Source organism: Amycolatopsis arida (assembly GCF_900115565.1).
Classification (GTDB): Bacteria; Actinomycetota; Actinomycetes; order Mycobacteriales; family Pseudonocardiaceae; genus Yuhushiella; species Yuhushiella arida.
In genome coordinates, this window is the sequence record NZ_FOWW01000003.1 from 160,726 (window position 1) to 174,056 (window position 13,331).

Consider the following 13,331-nt stretch of genomic DNA (forward strand, 5'->3'; position numbering starts at 1 on the left):
AGTTAAATCTATCTTGTACAAATTATCCTAAACGATAGGGTGTCGCACTCGAGAGGGACAAGAGGGAGGCTGGATGGCCACGGACCACCCGCCGGGTGGGAGCCGGCGGCTGCCGCGCGCCGAGCGGCGGGAGCAGATCCTCGACGCGGCCACCCGCGCGTTCGCGCGGAGCGGGTTCGCCGGCACGGGGCTGGACGAGGTGGCCGCGGAGGCCGGGGTCACGCACGTGATCCTGTACCGGCACTTCGCGTCGAAGGCGGAGCTGTACCGGGCGGTGCTCGACCGGGCGTGTGCCCGGCTCGAAGAGTCCGTGGGGTTCGGCGACTACGACGAGCGCGCGCTGCCCGCCCTGCTCCGCGCCGCGGCGGCCGACTCGGAGGGGTTCCGCTTGCTGTTCCGGCACGCGGCACGGGAGCCGAAGTTCCGGGACGTCATCGACTCGCTGCGGGCGGCCTCGACCGAGATCGCGGCCAGAGAGCTCGCCGCCCGGATCCCCGCCGGCCCGTGGCGCGACTGGGCGGCGCGACTGGTGCCGACGGTCGCCCTCGAGGCGTTGATCGCCTGGCTCGACACCGGCCAACCCGACCCCGACACGGCCGCCGACCACATCGGGCAGGCCGTCGAGGGCGTGCTACAGGCGGCGGAGACGGCGAGCGGGCCACCACCCGAGGGGTGACCATGCCGTGCGGTGATCGTCCACAACAGAGCAAAACGTCCTGGCTCCAACCAGCCTGGTTGCCACCGACCACTAGTCCGAAATAGACTGCTGTTCGCTGAACAGTCCCCCTCGACGAGCGCAGGATCAGCGCAAAATCTTCGCCAGCCTCCCCAGTACATCCCCCACCCGATCCCGGGGGCCGGCCCCGCTTCCAGTCTACCGGGGGCAGGGGTGCGTGGGACGCTTCGGCGAAATCTGTGGATGGCTGAACGCGATGTGGACAAGTCGGCGAGTCCGGCACTCTCACAGCCGGTTCGCGTCGTAGTGGTGCGCTATGCGCGGCGGCCCGACCGAGTGGCGAGAGTGGGCGGACCTGCGCGGCCGCGGCGAGCCGGCGGCCAGGTAAGGCCGGGCCGCAGCTCCTGAACGCCCTCGTGGGCAGTGCGTGTGAGGCCGGCCACGGGTGACCAGCGCGGCTGAGTGGGCCTGGTGAACGAAACCCAGACCGCCGGGGCCCACGAATCGTGAGGCACGCCTGGTCCACGCGCGTTCCGCCTCGGCGACCTCCCGCTCGGCGCCGGCCACGAGCAGCGACTTGCCCGCCCTCCGCACACCTCACATCCCCGAACCCGGGCGACGTGCCACGCCACGCACGACCCTCGACTCGCGCTACACCCGCTCCGCGGCGCGTTCCGCCTCGGCGACCTCCCGCTCGGCCCGGTCGAACTCGGCACGCGCCAACGCCGTGGCCTTGCGGGCCTGCTCCTCCGCGCGCTCGGCGTCCCGCAACCGGCGGTGCGCCTCCCCGCGGGCGGCCCTCGCCTCGCGCACACGCTTGCGGGCGGCCGCCTGCTCCTCCCTCCGGCGCGCCGCCTCGGCCCGCTCGCGCCGGGCGGCCTCCGCGCGCTCCCTGGCCGCCTCCGCCCGCCGTTCCCGCTCGGCCGCGGCACGCTCGGCCCTCTCCCGCTCTGCCTTCGACCGCTCTGCCTTCGACCGCTCAGTCTTCGACCGCTCGGCCTCGGCCCTGGCTCGCTCCGTCTCGGCCTTCCCGGCCTTCGCGGCCTTCCCACGCTCCCGTTCCTCGGCCTTGACGCGCATGGCGGCCGAGCGCCCATCCCTGGCCGGTCGAGCGGCCTTCTCACCGGTCGGCTTCGCCCGGTCCGCGCGGGCGGGCTTCTCCCGACCGCGACCGGCCGGCGGCGCGACCCCGGCCGACGACAACCACTGCTCCGAGAGCACGTCACCCGGGCGCACCGCCGAGCTCAACCGCCCTGCCGCCAGCTCCTCGGCCACCTCCGGATCACCGAGCGCCGCGTCCAGCGTCTCGCCGACCTCCTGGGCCACCGCGTCGCTCACCCCCACCCCGCGTTCGCGGCCCACCTGCCGTACCCGCGCGGTCAACGCCCGCACCAGCTCGTGCCGTTGCCGGGACAGCGCCCGCAGCTCGTCCCCGGCCAGCTCGGCGTGCGCGCGCCGCAACGCCGCCCCCAGCTCACCGAGCCGCCCGACCTCGCCGGCCCGCGCCCTGGCCAGTTGGTTCAGCAGCCACGCCGCGGTGGTCGGCTTGCGCAACCCGTGGATCCGGGTCGCCAGCTGCCGGTCCCCGGCCGCTCGTGCCTGCTTCGCGCGCTCGTCCCGCAGCTCGGTGAACTCGTCGCGCGCGGCGGCGTACAGCTCATCGACCACCGAGTCGAAGTCCATGCGGCTCAGCTAAACATCAGCGTGCCTCGGCGGCCAGCCGTACACCCAGTCCGATCAGGACGGTGGCGGTGATCCGGTCCAACCAGCGGCGCACCCGCTCGCGCAACAGCAACCGGCGCGCCCGCTGGGCCGCCCACACGATCACCGGCAGCCAGAGCAGCCCCGCCGCCAGGTGGATCGCCACCAGCAACGCGCCCCACGCCGCCGAGCCGGGCCCCGCGGGGAGGAACTGCGGCAACAGGCTCATGTAGAACACGCCGACCTTGGGGTTGAGCAGGTTGGTCACCAAGCCCGCCCGCCACGCTGGCCACCATCCGGCCCGCCCCTCCGGCGCCACCAGTTCGGCCGGCTCGGTCGGCCGGTTCCGCGGCAACGTCCGCCACAGCGCGGACGCGCCGAGCCAGACCAGGTAGACCGCCCCCGCGATGCGCACGACGTGGTACGCCAACTCGGAGGCGGTGAGCAGCGCGGCGAGGCCGGCGAGGCTCGCCGTTCCCCAGACCAGGCACCCGAGCGTGATGCCCAGCACCGCGGCCAGGCCGACGCGCCGCCCGCCGAACAGCGCCTGGCGCAGCACGATCATCGTGTCGAGTCCTGGTGTCAGCACGCCCAGCAGGGCGACGACCGTGAATCCGAGTACCCCAGTGGTGGTCACGCGCTCATCACAGCACAGGTCGGGCCCGCCGGGCTACAACTCGGCGAACGGCGCGGGGTAGGCGAACGGACCGCGGATCTCCGGCCGGTACGCGCCGAGCGTGCGGACCTGGAACGCCTCCGCCCACTCCGGGGCCGGTGGGACGATTCCGTACTCGGTGGCGGGCCGGAACCCGAAGCGCGGGTAATAGCCGGGATGACCGAGCAGCGCCACCAGCGGTTCGCCGAGCGCGTCGGCCGCGCCGAGCACGGCGTGCATCAGCGCCTGCCCCACGCCGCGACCCTGCCACGCCGGGCGCACGCCCAGCGGCCCCAGCGCGAGCGCCGGCTCGCCCCCGACGGCCGCTTGGGTACAGACGACGTGGCCGACCACCCCGCCGTCCGGGCCGGTGGCCACGAGCGAGAGCGCGGGAAGCCACGCGTCGTCGGTTCGTAGCGCCTCGACGAGGCCCACCTCCACCGGGATCTCGCCGCCCCCACGAGCGAACGCCTCGGCATGGACGACCGCGATGTCAGCGGCGTCGGCGGGACCCTCACGACGAACGATCACACCGCACACGATCACCGCTGCGTGATCGACATCGCAACCGAGTTTCCGCGGCGGCCGAGTTTGCCCCACGTGCCCCGACGCGCGGGTAACGTGCGCATGAATGTGGAGTCGCAAAGGAGCAGAAAGTGACGGCCCAGCGAGAGCAACGGAGTACGCGCCCGCTCACCGGTGAGGAGTACGTCGAGAGCCTGCGCGACGGTCGTGAGGTGTTCATCTACGGCGATCGGGTGACGGACGTGACCACCCATCCGGCGTTCCGCAACGCCGTCCGGATGACCGCCCGCCTCTACGACTCACTGCACGACCCGGACCGTCGCGGGAAGCTCACCGCGCCGGTCGACACCGACGCCGACGGCGTCACCCACTCGTTCTTCCGGACGCCCCGCTCGGCGGCCGACCTGCGAGCGGACCGGGACGCGATCGTCGAGTGGGCCCGGATGAGCTATGGGTGGCTGGGCCGGAGCCCGGACTACAAGGCGGCGTTCCTCGGCACGCTGGGCGCCAACTCGGAGTTCTACGCGCCCTTCGCCGACAACGCCCGCCGCTGGTACGCGGAGTCGCAGGAGAAGGTCCTCTACTGGAACCACGCGATCGTGCACCCGCCGGTGGACCGCGACCGCAGCCCCGACGAGGTGCGCGACGTCCACATCCACGTCGAGGAGGAACGCGACGACGGGCTGATCGTGTCCGGCGCGAAGGTCGTGGCCACCGGCTCGGCGATCACCCACTACAACTTCATCGCGCACTACGGCCTTCCCATCAAGAGGAAGGAGTTCGCGCTGGTCTGCACGGTGCCGATGAACGCGCCCGGCATGAAGCTGATCTGTCGGAACTCCTACGCGAGCGTGGCCGACGCGACCGCGACTCCCTTCGACTATCCGCTGTCGTCGCGGTTCGACGAGAACGACACCATCTTCATCCTCGACCGGGTGAAGATCCCGTGGGAGAACGTCTTCATCTACGGCGACCCGGAGAAGGCGAGCAGCTTCTTCCCCGCGTCGGGGTTCCTGCACCGGTTCACCTTCCACGGCGTCGCCCGGTTGGCGGTGAAGCTGGACTTCCTCGCCGGGCTGCTGCTGAAGGGCGTCGAGGTCACCGGCACGAAGGACTTCCGTGGCGTGCAGGGCAGGGTCGGCGAGGTGATCGGCTGGCGCAACCTGTTCTGGGGACTGTCCGACGCGATGGCCGCCACGCCGAGCGAGTGGAAGGACGGCGCGGTACTGCCCAATCTGGACTACGGGCTGGCGTACCGCTGGTTCATGACCGTGGGATACCCGCGGGTGCGGGAGATCATCCTGCAGGACATCGGCAGCGGGCTGATCTACGTGCCCTCCTCCGCGGCGGACTTCCGGTCGCCCGAGATCCGGCCCTACCTCGACCGGTACGTGCGCGGCTCGGGTGGGTACGACTCGGTGGAGCGGGTCAAGCTGATGAAGCTCATCTGGGACTCGATCGGCAGCGAGTTCGGCGGGCGGCACGAGCTGTACGAGCGGAACTACGCGGGCAACCACGAGGCGGTCCGGCTGGAGATGCTGGCGGCGGCGCAGATGGCCGGCACCACCGACGCGATGAAGGGCTTCGCCGAGCAGTGCATGGCCGAGTACGACCTCGACGGCTGGACCGCGCCCGACCTGCTCAGCGGACCGGAGTAAGGGCGCGGCGGGCGGCCGGGCCCCTTCCCGACCGCCCGCCGACGTCCCGGCTACCTGCCCGACTGCAGGGCCTTCCAGGTGTTCGGGCCGACGATGCCGTCCGCGGCCAACCCGCGCGACGACTGGTACTGCTTGACCGCGGCCGTCGTCTTCGGCCCGAACAGACCGTCCACGTTCAACCCCGCACCGACCGCGGCGTTCAGCGACCGCTGCACCCGCACCACCGCGTCACCACTCGACCCGTCCTGCACCTGCGGCGTGCCACCCCGCGACAACAACGCCGTCCACGTGCGCGAATCCACCGACCCCGACGCCGGCAGACCCACCTTCACCTGGAACTGCTTCACCGCGGCGACCGTCGCCTCGTCCAGCGTGCCGGTCGGGTCGCCCTCACCGGTGCCGTGCCCGGCCGCGCGCAGCAGGCACTGCGCGGCGGTGACCTGGTTGCCGGTCGCGCCGGCGTCGAGCGTGCCGTAGCTGGTGAAGTTGAGCCGCACGCTCAGGCAGCCCTTGCGGCCGGCCACCAGGTCGGCGGCCGCCTGCTCGCCCTTGCGCACGGCGTCGGCGTGGTTCTCAATCGGGTTCGCCTTCACCTCGGGGAACACGATGTAGTCCACGACCTTGCCGGACACCCCGCCGCTCCTCGGGTCGGGGTTGATGCCGAGCGCCTTGGCCAGCGCGTAGGAGCCCTCGCCGATCGCGTCCTTCGGGCCGCGGTCGCCGACCACCGCGTAGACGACCCTGCCCTGGTAGACCACGGCCGCCACCGTCCCACCGGTGATGTTGGACCGGAAGTGGTCCCAGATCGAGCTGCTGATCGGCACCACCACGAACGGCAGCTTCTCGGCGTTGAGCGGCTTGCCGTCCGACTGCGGCCAGGCCGTTCCCGACTGCCACCAGGGATCGGTGCTCGGGTTGCACTTCGGGGTGCGCTGGCCGTCGCAGTCGATGGTCATCCCGGACCGCCAGTGGACGGCGTTTCCGGTGGCGCACACCGGAACCGTCCTCGTGCCGCCGGAGCGTTCGGCGTACCTGCCGCTGGAGATCTGCTTCGTGCAGTCCTTCACCGCGGTGCTGAGCTGGCTGCCGGTGGGGGGTTCGGCCGCCGAGGCCGGGGCCGTGGACAGCGCGGTCGCGCCACCCGCGAGCAGCAGTCCGACCGCCAGTTTCACCAATGTCGCGCGCATCTGCTTCCTCACTTCCCGGCCTGCAGGGCCTTCCAGGTGTTCGGGCCGACGATGCCGTCCGCGGCCAACCCGCGCGACGACTGGTACTGCTTGACCGCGGCCGTCGTCTTCGGCCCGAACAGACCGTCCACGTTCAACCCCGCACCGACCGCGGCGTTCAGCGACCGCTGCACCCGCACCACCGCGTCACCACTCGACCCGTCCTGCACCTGCGGCGTGCCACCCCGCGACAACAACGCCGTCCACGTGCGCGAATCCACCGACCCCGACGCCGGCAGACCCACCTTCACCTGGAACTGCTTGGTGGCGTTGGCGGTGGTCTCGTCGAACGTTCCGCTGGGGCCGTCGGCGCCGGTGTTGAATCCGGCGCTGGTGAGCAGGCACTGCGCGGCCTTGACGAGTTCACCGGTCGCCCCCTGGTCGAGCTTGGGGTACCGCAGGTGGTTCTCGTTCACCACGGCGCAGGTCCTGGCGTCGCCCTCGATGACGTTCTTGTAGCGGATGGCCTGGAACCGGGACGTACGGCTGGCCGACCAGGTGCGCTCCGAGGCGACGGTGCCCGTCCGGTACTGCTCGCGCACGACGGCCTGGGTCTTCGCGGAGTCGGCCCAGCGGACGAACAGCGCGACGTGCTGGGTGCCGCCGCTCTGGTGCAGGAACAGGGCGTCGCCGGGCAACAGGTCGGCCTTGCTGATCCTGGTCGCGACCTCCATGAGGTTGCCGGTCCACCGGGAGTCCCTCAGGCCCCAGGACATGGAGACGAAGCCCGAGCAGTCCTGGCGGTAGCGGCCGTACTGGTTGGTGTGGAAGCTGGACTGGCTGTAGGGCACCCGCTCGTCGATCCAGCTCTTGGACCGCTTGAGGATGTCCGCCCTGGTGAGCTTCAGGTTCGTGGTGGGGTGGCCGGCGGTCTGCGCCTGGTCCTGACTGGTCTCGATCGTCGCCGTCGCGGCGCCGGACGTCGCGGTCGTCGCGGTCGCCGCCGTGGGCATCGCCACCAGCACGGCCAGCGCCGCGCTGGCGACCAGGGATGATCTGACACTGACACGCATCGCTGCTTCTCCATGTTCGGCCGAATCGATGCGTTATCTGTACCGCAGAAAATGACCCCGACCGGCGAACGGCGGGGAAAATAAATACCGCCAACACGAGTGCCAGCGGCCGGCCGCCGAGGTTGGGAAAAATTATAGTTCTCGGCAGGTCTACCGCTGTTCATCGACAGCGGTCACGGCCAGCGAAGGCCACGGTGGCGCCCATGCGTCTCGAGCCCGTGGGGCCACCGGGCCCGGGACGCCCACGGCCAGCGCATGTCCAGCCCGTGGGGTCGCCAGGTCCGCAACACCTCGGCCAGTCCGCTCGACCCCGCGCCGACAGCAGGGCCGAAAAGCCCAAGACCAGCTCATTCAAGCCCGCGCCGACACCAGGTTCCAGAAGCCACGGCCAGCCCGCTCGAGCCCCACCGGCACCACAGCGAGAAGCCATGGCGAGCCCGCTCGAGCCCATGGCCAGTCCGCTCGAGCCCGTTGGGCCGCCGGTCCGAGACGCCCACTCACCTCGACCTTTCGCCCAGAAACGGCACGAACGGAGCCGCCGAACCACGAAGTTGTCCACATTTTCCGCAACCCCCTCCGCGCACCCCCACCCACCGATAGAATGGAAGCGGGGCCGCCCCCCTTGGAGTGGGTGGGGGGTGCGCTCGGGGGGTTTTGTCGAACTGCGCGGGAAAGTCTTGTTCGACCGCGGCGGTGGTGCCGGGCACGTCCTTCGACCATAGTGGACGTGGCCGGCAGCGCCAGTGTCCGGCAACGCCAGTGCCCGGCAGCGCCAGTGCCCGGCAACGCTCGTGGCCGGCCGCGCTCGTGCCCGCCGCGCCAGTGGCCGGCCGCGCTCGTGGTCGGCAGCACCAGTGGCCCCGCTCCTGACCGGCAGCACCAGTGGCCGGCCACGCTCCTGGCCGGCCGCGCTCGTGGTCGGCGCGGACACGTTCCCGCGGTCGGTGCGCACACACGGCGCCCGGTGCCTGCGTATACGCCTCAGCTGGCGCTGGACCAGGTGCGGGTCTGCACCAGGGCGCGGGCCACGTCCTGGCTGAACCACTTCATCGAGAGCCGGTCGAAAATGTCCTTCGCCGAGCACAGCGCCCGCTCCGCCTCGTCCCAGCGGCCGGTGCGCACGCACAGCGCCCCGAGGCTGCGCAGCGTGTACGCCTGCCCCCTGCGGTCCCCGAGGGTCTCGAACACCTGCCGGCAACGCTCCAGGGACTCGGCCGCCGTGTCGTAGTCGTGCACCTGCGCGTCCAGGTCCGCCAGGCAGCGCAGGGTGAACGCCGCCGCGTGCGCGTGCCCGTGCTCGGTGAACAGCTCCAGCGACCGGGTCAGGCTCGCCCGCGCCGCCGCCGTGTCGCCGGTGTACCGCTGCACCTCACCCAGGCTGCGCAACGCGTGCGCCTCCCAGTGCCGGTCGCCGGTCCGCCGCGCCCCGGCCAGCGCCTCCTCCAGCAACGCCGCCGCCCGGTCGTAGCGCCCCGCCCGGCGCAGCACGTCCGCCCGCCGCTTCAACACCGCGATCACCGTGCGCTCGTCGCCGGCGCCCCGCGACAACCGCAGCGCCTCCGCGAAGCACCGGTCGGCCGAGGCGAACTCGCCCGCGTCCGCGAGCACCCCGGCCAGCTCGTCCAACGCCGTGGCGTGCACCCGGTCGTCGCCCGCGCCGGCGGCGACCTCGATGGCCCGCTGCAGCAGCTCCCTGGCCCGCCGCACCTGCCCGGTCTCCACCAGCACGTCCGACTCCACCACCAGGGTCCTGGCCAACTCCACCCGGTCGTCGAGCCGGCGGAACCGCTCGGCCGCCGCGGTCAGGTACCGCACCGCGCTGGACACCTTCAGCTGCTGCCAGTGCAGCTCGCCCAGCCGGCGCATGCTCACCGCCTCCGCCCGCAGGTCGCCACCGCGCCGCGCCGCCCACACGGCGAGCACGGTGACGTAGCGCGCCGCGGCGAGGCCGGGGCACACCGTCGCGCGCTCGGCGAACGTCTCGGCCACCTGCCACGCCCGCGACCACCACCGCCGGCGCACCGCAGCCTGCACCACGGCGAGCACGTTGTCCGCCTCGACCTGGCACCACGGCGCCGGCTCCCGGGCCGCCCGCCCGGTGCGCATCGCCTCCAGGTAGTGGTCGAGCAGTCCGGCCAGCCCCGCCTCCAGCTCGGCGACCGAACCGTCGGACTCCGCCTTCTCCCTGGCGAACTCGGCGATCAGGTCGTGCAGCTGGTACCGCACAGTCCCGAACCCGTCCCGGCCGGTGACCTGCGACATCTGTGCCTCGACCAGCGACTCGGCCACCTCGGCGCCGACCTCGGTCGGCACCCCCAGCAGGCGGGCCACCGCCGGCCGGGAGATCGCGGGCAACCGCACCTCGCCCAGCAGCCGCAGCGCCCGCCGGGTGGGCACGGCGCACTCGGCGTAGCTGACCTCGATGGTCGCCCGCACGTCGAGGTCGCCGGCCCGCATCTCGGCCAGCCGGGAGCGGCCGGCCCGGATCCGCGCGCCGAGCTCCTCGAGCGTCTCGTGCGGCCGCGCCGCCAGCTTCGCCCCGACGATCCGCACCGCCAGCGGCAGCCCGGCGCACAGCTCGAGCAGCCGGCGCGCCGCCTCCGGCTCGGCCGCCACCCTGTCCGTGCCGACGATTCCGGCCAGCAACTGCCACGACTCGTCCTCGGCGAACCCGCCCACCTGGATCGTCTTCACCCCGGCCAGCCCGAGCATCCGCCGCCGCGAGGTGACCAGCACGCCGCAGTCCGCGCCGGCCGGCAGCAACGCGCGCACCTGCGCCTCGTCCCGCGCGTCGTCGAGCAGCACGAGCACGCGGGCGTCCGCGGTGCGGCTGCGCCACAGCTGCTGCCGCTCGACGAAGCCGTGCGGGACGGCGTCCTCGGCGACGCCGATGGAGAGCAGGAACCGGCGCAGCACCTCGGCCGGCTGGCCGGGCTCGCTGGTGAGGTCGGCGACCAGCTGGCCGTCGCAGAACTCGCGGCGGAGCAGGTGCGCGGTGCGCACCGCGAGGGTGCTCTTGCCGATGCCGCCCGGCCCGCTCAGCGCCACCAGCCGCGGGCCGCGCCCGGTGAGCGCACCACGGATCCGTTCGAGCAGCTCGCCGCGGCCGGTGAAGTCGGCCAGCTGGGCGGGCACCTGCGCCGGGCTGGCGGGCACCACCGCGGGGCGCGCCGTGAGCGGCGACGCGTCCGCCCGCAGCCGGGCGCCGGCCTGCCGGAGCCGGGCGTTCATCGGCACCCCGGCAGCCTCTAGTGCGGCCGCCGTACGGTCGAACACCTCCCTGGCGGCCACTCCGCGGCCGGCGGTGACCAGCGCCTCGATCAGCAGCGCGGCGAAGTTCTCCTGCGTGGGGTCGGCGGTGAGCCGCTCGGTGAGCCCACTGATCGCCTCGGTCACCTCACCGAGCGCGATGTCGACCTCGAACCGTTGCTCCAGCGCGGCGAGCCGGCGTTGCTCGAGCAGTCCGGCGTACCCGGACAGCAGCGGCCCGCGCCCGGTGTCCTGCAGCGCGGAACCGCGCCACAGGGCCAGGCCGGCGCGAAGCTGCCGGCTCGCCTCGGCGAGGTCGCCCCTGGCTGCCGCGCGCTGGCCCGCCTCGGTGCGCCGGAGGAACTCGGTGGCATCGAGCTCGTCGTCGCCGAGCACCAGCGTGTAGCAGCCCTGCCGGGTTCGGATCACCTGCTCGGGAGAGCGGGCCGGCACACCGGGGCAGCACAGCTTGCGCAGCGTCGACACCCTGCCCTGCAGGACGGCCCCCGCGGACTCCGGAACCCGGCCGGACCACAGCTCACCGGCCAGTGTCTCCGTGGTCACCGGCTGGTTGGCCTTGCTAAGCAGCACCGCGAGCACGGTGCGGACCTGGCGGGGGCCGATCGGCGACCCGTCCACGAGCATGGACCCGAGAATGCTGTACCGCACATGCACCGCCGCGAGTAGTTGAAGACTCACCAATCAGGTGCGGGAACGGTGACGTTCCCCCAGTGGCAGTCAGCATCGGCCGTGCTCGATGGGAAATCAAGCGAATCCCGTCAGTGCGGACCGAAAAGGAAAGAATGTTCACCTTTTCGGCCGGAGGTGGCTGAGCCGGGCGCGGGAGCGGGTTGCCCCCCACATGGGAGGTCCGGTCAGGGGCAGGATCCCTCTCCCGGCTTGGGGTTGGAGCACTTCGCCCTGCTCCAGATCGTGGCGAAGTTGTCCGCGAAGCCACGGCCCACCACCGGGTTCTCGATCTTGGTGAGGATCTCGTCGTTGCTGCGCAGCGCGGCGCCGGACAGGTTGTGCGATCCGCTGAACACGATCGACCGATTGGCCGTCTCGTTGTAGTGCCCCCGGTAGATCATGTACTTCGAATGGATGCTCACCTTGCGGCCGTCGATGTTGTCGGCGTCGTTGTCCAGGTACCGCTTGAGCGAGATGTTGGCCCTGCCGCGGAGCTTGCCCAGCGCGTCCGCGCCGATCGCGTCGTAGACGATCCGCACCTTGCAGCCGAGCCGGGCGATCCGGACGATCTCGTCCACCACCGGGGTGCGGGCGTCGCTGATGTGCGCCTGCGCGATGTCCAACGCGCAGCCGGGCTCGGCCCGTTTCACGTAGGACAGGATCTGTGCGTAGGTGTCGGTGCGGTGCTCCTCGGACCGGCCGCCGCGGGAGTCAGCACGCGGCGACATGTAGGTGGTGACCAGGCTGGCCGTCGACTTGTGGTAGCCGCCGTTCGAGAAGTAGCCGTTGTCCTTGCGCTGCGCCAGCATCCGGTCCATGTGCTGCCGGTAGTAGCCGTACAGGCCGGCGTCGCCGGACATGATCACCGCGTGGTTGAACAGGTTGCCCTGCGAGTTCGTCAGGTTGTGCGACGACACCACCACCACGTCGGTGAGGTTCCCGGTCTTCGAGAACATCCAGAGCTTGTTGTGGTTGATGGAGTGCGGTGTCCCACGGTTGGCGATGCACGCCGTGTTGTCCCCGCCCGGCCCGCAGAAGACGAGCCTGGTGAACCCGGCCGCTTTGAGGATCTTGGTGGGCTCGTTGGCCGGGTTGTCGTCGGCGCCGCCGTCGATGGCGATGCGCACCCGCACGCCGCGCTCCCGCGCGCGTTTCAAGGCCTCGGCGACCGGGTTGCGGGTCCACGAGTAGACCGAGAAGTCGATCTGCGCGCCCGCCGGCGTGCCGTCGATCAGCCGGATCAGCCTGGACTCGATCCGGTGGTCCCGGTCGCCCCGGTCCGACGGCTCGTTGAAGACGGTCTCCATCGTGGCCGCCGCTGCGGCCTCGGTGGGCTCGGCGGCGGGAGCGAGCAGGCTGCCGGCGGCGAGCAGCGTGGTGACCCCGAGCACGAGGCCGCGGGCCGTGCGAATCCTGGTCATCGTGCTCCCCGGACTTCCGCGGGCAGGGACGACCAGGAGCCAACCACGCCGCACAGCGCCGGGACCAGACCGATCCCGGCGGCCAACGAATCGCCAACGAAACCCTTCAGCGCCGAGTCGCGTTCTTGCGGGTCCGTGCGGATCAGTTCGGTCAGCGCGGTCAGCGTGGGTCAGTGCGGCCCGGCTCGGCCCAGTAGAGCTCAGCGCCCGCCGGCCAGCCAGCCGACGCCGCGGCAGAGCAGGCAGTCCTGGGCGCTCCGCTCGCCGTACGCCGCGACCATGAGCCCGGTGCCGCCGCAGTCCGGGCACCACCGCCAGCCCAGGCCCACGGCCTCGCCGGTGTCGTTTCGGGTGGACGTGTCGGTACGGGTTGCCATCCACGAACTCCCTTCGCCGTCTCCTCCTCCCGGCCGCGCGTCGCTCCCACCCGAGCTCGGTCGATGCCGGGCGGTCGTCACGTGGCCGGTCCTGCTGGCCGCGGGTGATCCGGTGCCGACGGCGGTGGTTCGCCGGGCAC

General features: G+C 72.1%; 10 protein-coding genes. 2 read left to right on the forward strand and 8 right to left on the reverse strand.

Annotation, left to right across the window (positions count from 1 at the left end; all coding sequences use genetic code 11):
- Nucleotides 1-73 precede the first annotated feature (73 nt).
- Nucleotides 74-676, forward strand: a complete 603-nt coding sequence (locus tag BM051_RS10140) for a TetR/AcrR family transcriptional regulator (RefSeq protein ID WP_092529837.1) — start codon at nucleotides 74-76, stop codon at nucleotides 674-676.
- 651 nt (nucleotides 677-1,327) lie between these two features.
- Here the strand turns inward: BM051_RS10140 and BM051_RS10145 are convergent.
- From BM051_RS10145 to BM051_RS10155, 3 genes are read right to left on the reverse strand one after another with little or no spacing between them, the layout of a single operon-like run.
- A complete protein-coding gene (locus tag BM051_RS10145; protein WP_092529838.1) occupies nucleotides 1,328-2,359 on the reverse strand; it encodes a hypothetical protein in 1,032 nt (343 codons plus the stop codon).
- Between the two features lie 16 nt (nucleotides 2,360-2,375).
- Entirely contained in the window at nucleotides 2,376-3,014 is a 639-nt protein-coding gene (locus BM051_RS10150) for a LysE family translocator (protein WP_092529839.1), read from the reverse strand.
- A 33-nt stretch (nucleotides 3,015-3,047) separates the two neighbouring features.
- A complete protein-coding gene (locus BM051_RS10155) occupies nucleotides 3,048-3,563 on the reverse strand; it encodes a GNAT family N-acetyltransferase (RefSeq protein WP_092530347.1) in 516 nt (171 codons plus the stop codon).
- 125 nt (nucleotides 3,564-3,688) lie between these two features.
- On the opposite strand from BM051_RS10155, the gene BM051_RS10160 reads away from it, so the two are divergent.
- Nucleotides 3,689-5,215: a 4-hydroxyphenylacetate 3-hydroxylase family protein gene (locus tag BM051_RS10160; protein ID WP_092529840.1), complete on the forward strand. Its 1,527-nt coding sequence runs from the start codon at nucleotides 3,689-3,691 to the stop codon at nucleotides 5,213-5,215.
- Nucleotides 5,216-5,265: 50 nt separating this feature from the next.
- Here BM051_RS10160 and BM051_RS10165 read toward each other — a convergent pair whose 3' ends face one another.
- The 5 genes from BM051_RS10165 to BM051_RS28975 all read right to left on the reverse strand — a co-directional run bounded on the left by BM051_RS10165 (nucleotide 5,266) and on the right by BM051_RS28975 (nucleotide 13,191).
- Entirely contained in the window at nucleotides 5,266-6,402 is a 1,137-nt protein-coding gene (locus tag BM051_RS10165) for a peptidoglycan-binding protein (protein WP_092529841.1), read from the reverse strand.
- 8 nt (nucleotides 6,403-6,410) lie between these two features.
- A complete protein-coding gene (locus BM051_RS10170) occupies nucleotides 6,411-7,454 on the reverse strand; it encodes a C40 family peptidase (RefSeq protein ID WP_134046106.1) in 1,044 nt (347 codons plus the stop codon).
- A 981-nt stretch (nucleotides 7,455-8,435) separates the two neighbouring features.
- The gene (locus BM051_RS10175) at nucleotides 8,436-11,348 is read right to left on the reverse strand and encodes an ATP-binding protein (protein WP_092529842.1); all 2,913 of its coding nucleotides are present in this window, start codon (nucleotides 11,346-11,348) and stop codon (nucleotides 8,436-8,438) included.
- 230 nt (nucleotides 11,349-11,578) lie between these two features.
- Nucleotides 11,579-12,814 carry a phospholipase D-like domain-containing protein gene (locus BM051_RS10180; RefSeq protein ID WP_092529843.1) on the reverse strand — a complete coding sequence of 412 codons (1,236 nt, stop codon included), beginning with the start codon at nucleotides 12,812-12,814 and terminating at the stop codon, nucleotides 11,579-11,581.
- A 200-nt stretch (nucleotides 12,815-13,014) separates the two neighbouring features.
- Entirely contained in the window at nucleotides 13,015-13,191 is a 177-nt protein-coding gene (locus BM051_RS28975) for a hypothetical protein (protein WP_166677675.1), read from the reverse strand.
- Between the last annotated feature and the right edge of the window lie 140 nt (nucleotides 13,192-13,331).

What these genes read in the sequence shown, in the direction of transcription:
- BM051_RS10175 (WP_092529842.1), bottom strand. Translation starts at nt 11,348, where the DNA reads ATGCTCGTGGACGGGTCGCCGATCGGCCCCCGCCAGGTCCGCACCGTG.
- BM051_RS10165 (WP_092529841.1), bottom strand. Translation starts at nt 6,402, where the DNA reads ATGCGCGCGACATTGGTGAAACTGGCGGTCGGACTGCTGCTCGCGGGT.
- BM051_RS28975 (WP_166677675.1), bottom strand. Translation starts at nt 13,191, where the DNA reads ATGGCAACCCGTACCGACACGTCCACCCGAAACGACACCGGCGAGGCC.
- BM051_RS10170 (WP_134046106.1), bottom strand. Translation starts at nt 7,454, where the DNA reads ATGCGTGTCAGTGTCAGATCATCCCTGGTCGCCAGCGCGGCGCTGGCC.
- BM051_RS10140 (WP_092529837.1), top strand. Translation starts at nt 74, where the DNA reads ATGGCCACGGACCACCCGCCGGGTGGGAGCCGGCGGCTGCCGCGCGCC.
- BM051_RS10145 (WP_092529838.1), bottom strand. Translation starts at nt 2,359, where the DNA reads ATGGACTTCGACTCGGTGGTCGATGAGCTGTACGCCGCCGCGCGCGAC.
- BM051_RS10180 (WP_092529843.1), bottom strand. Translation starts at nt 12,814, where the DNA reads ATGACCAGGATTCGCACGGCCCGCGGCCTCGTGCTCGGGGTCACCACG.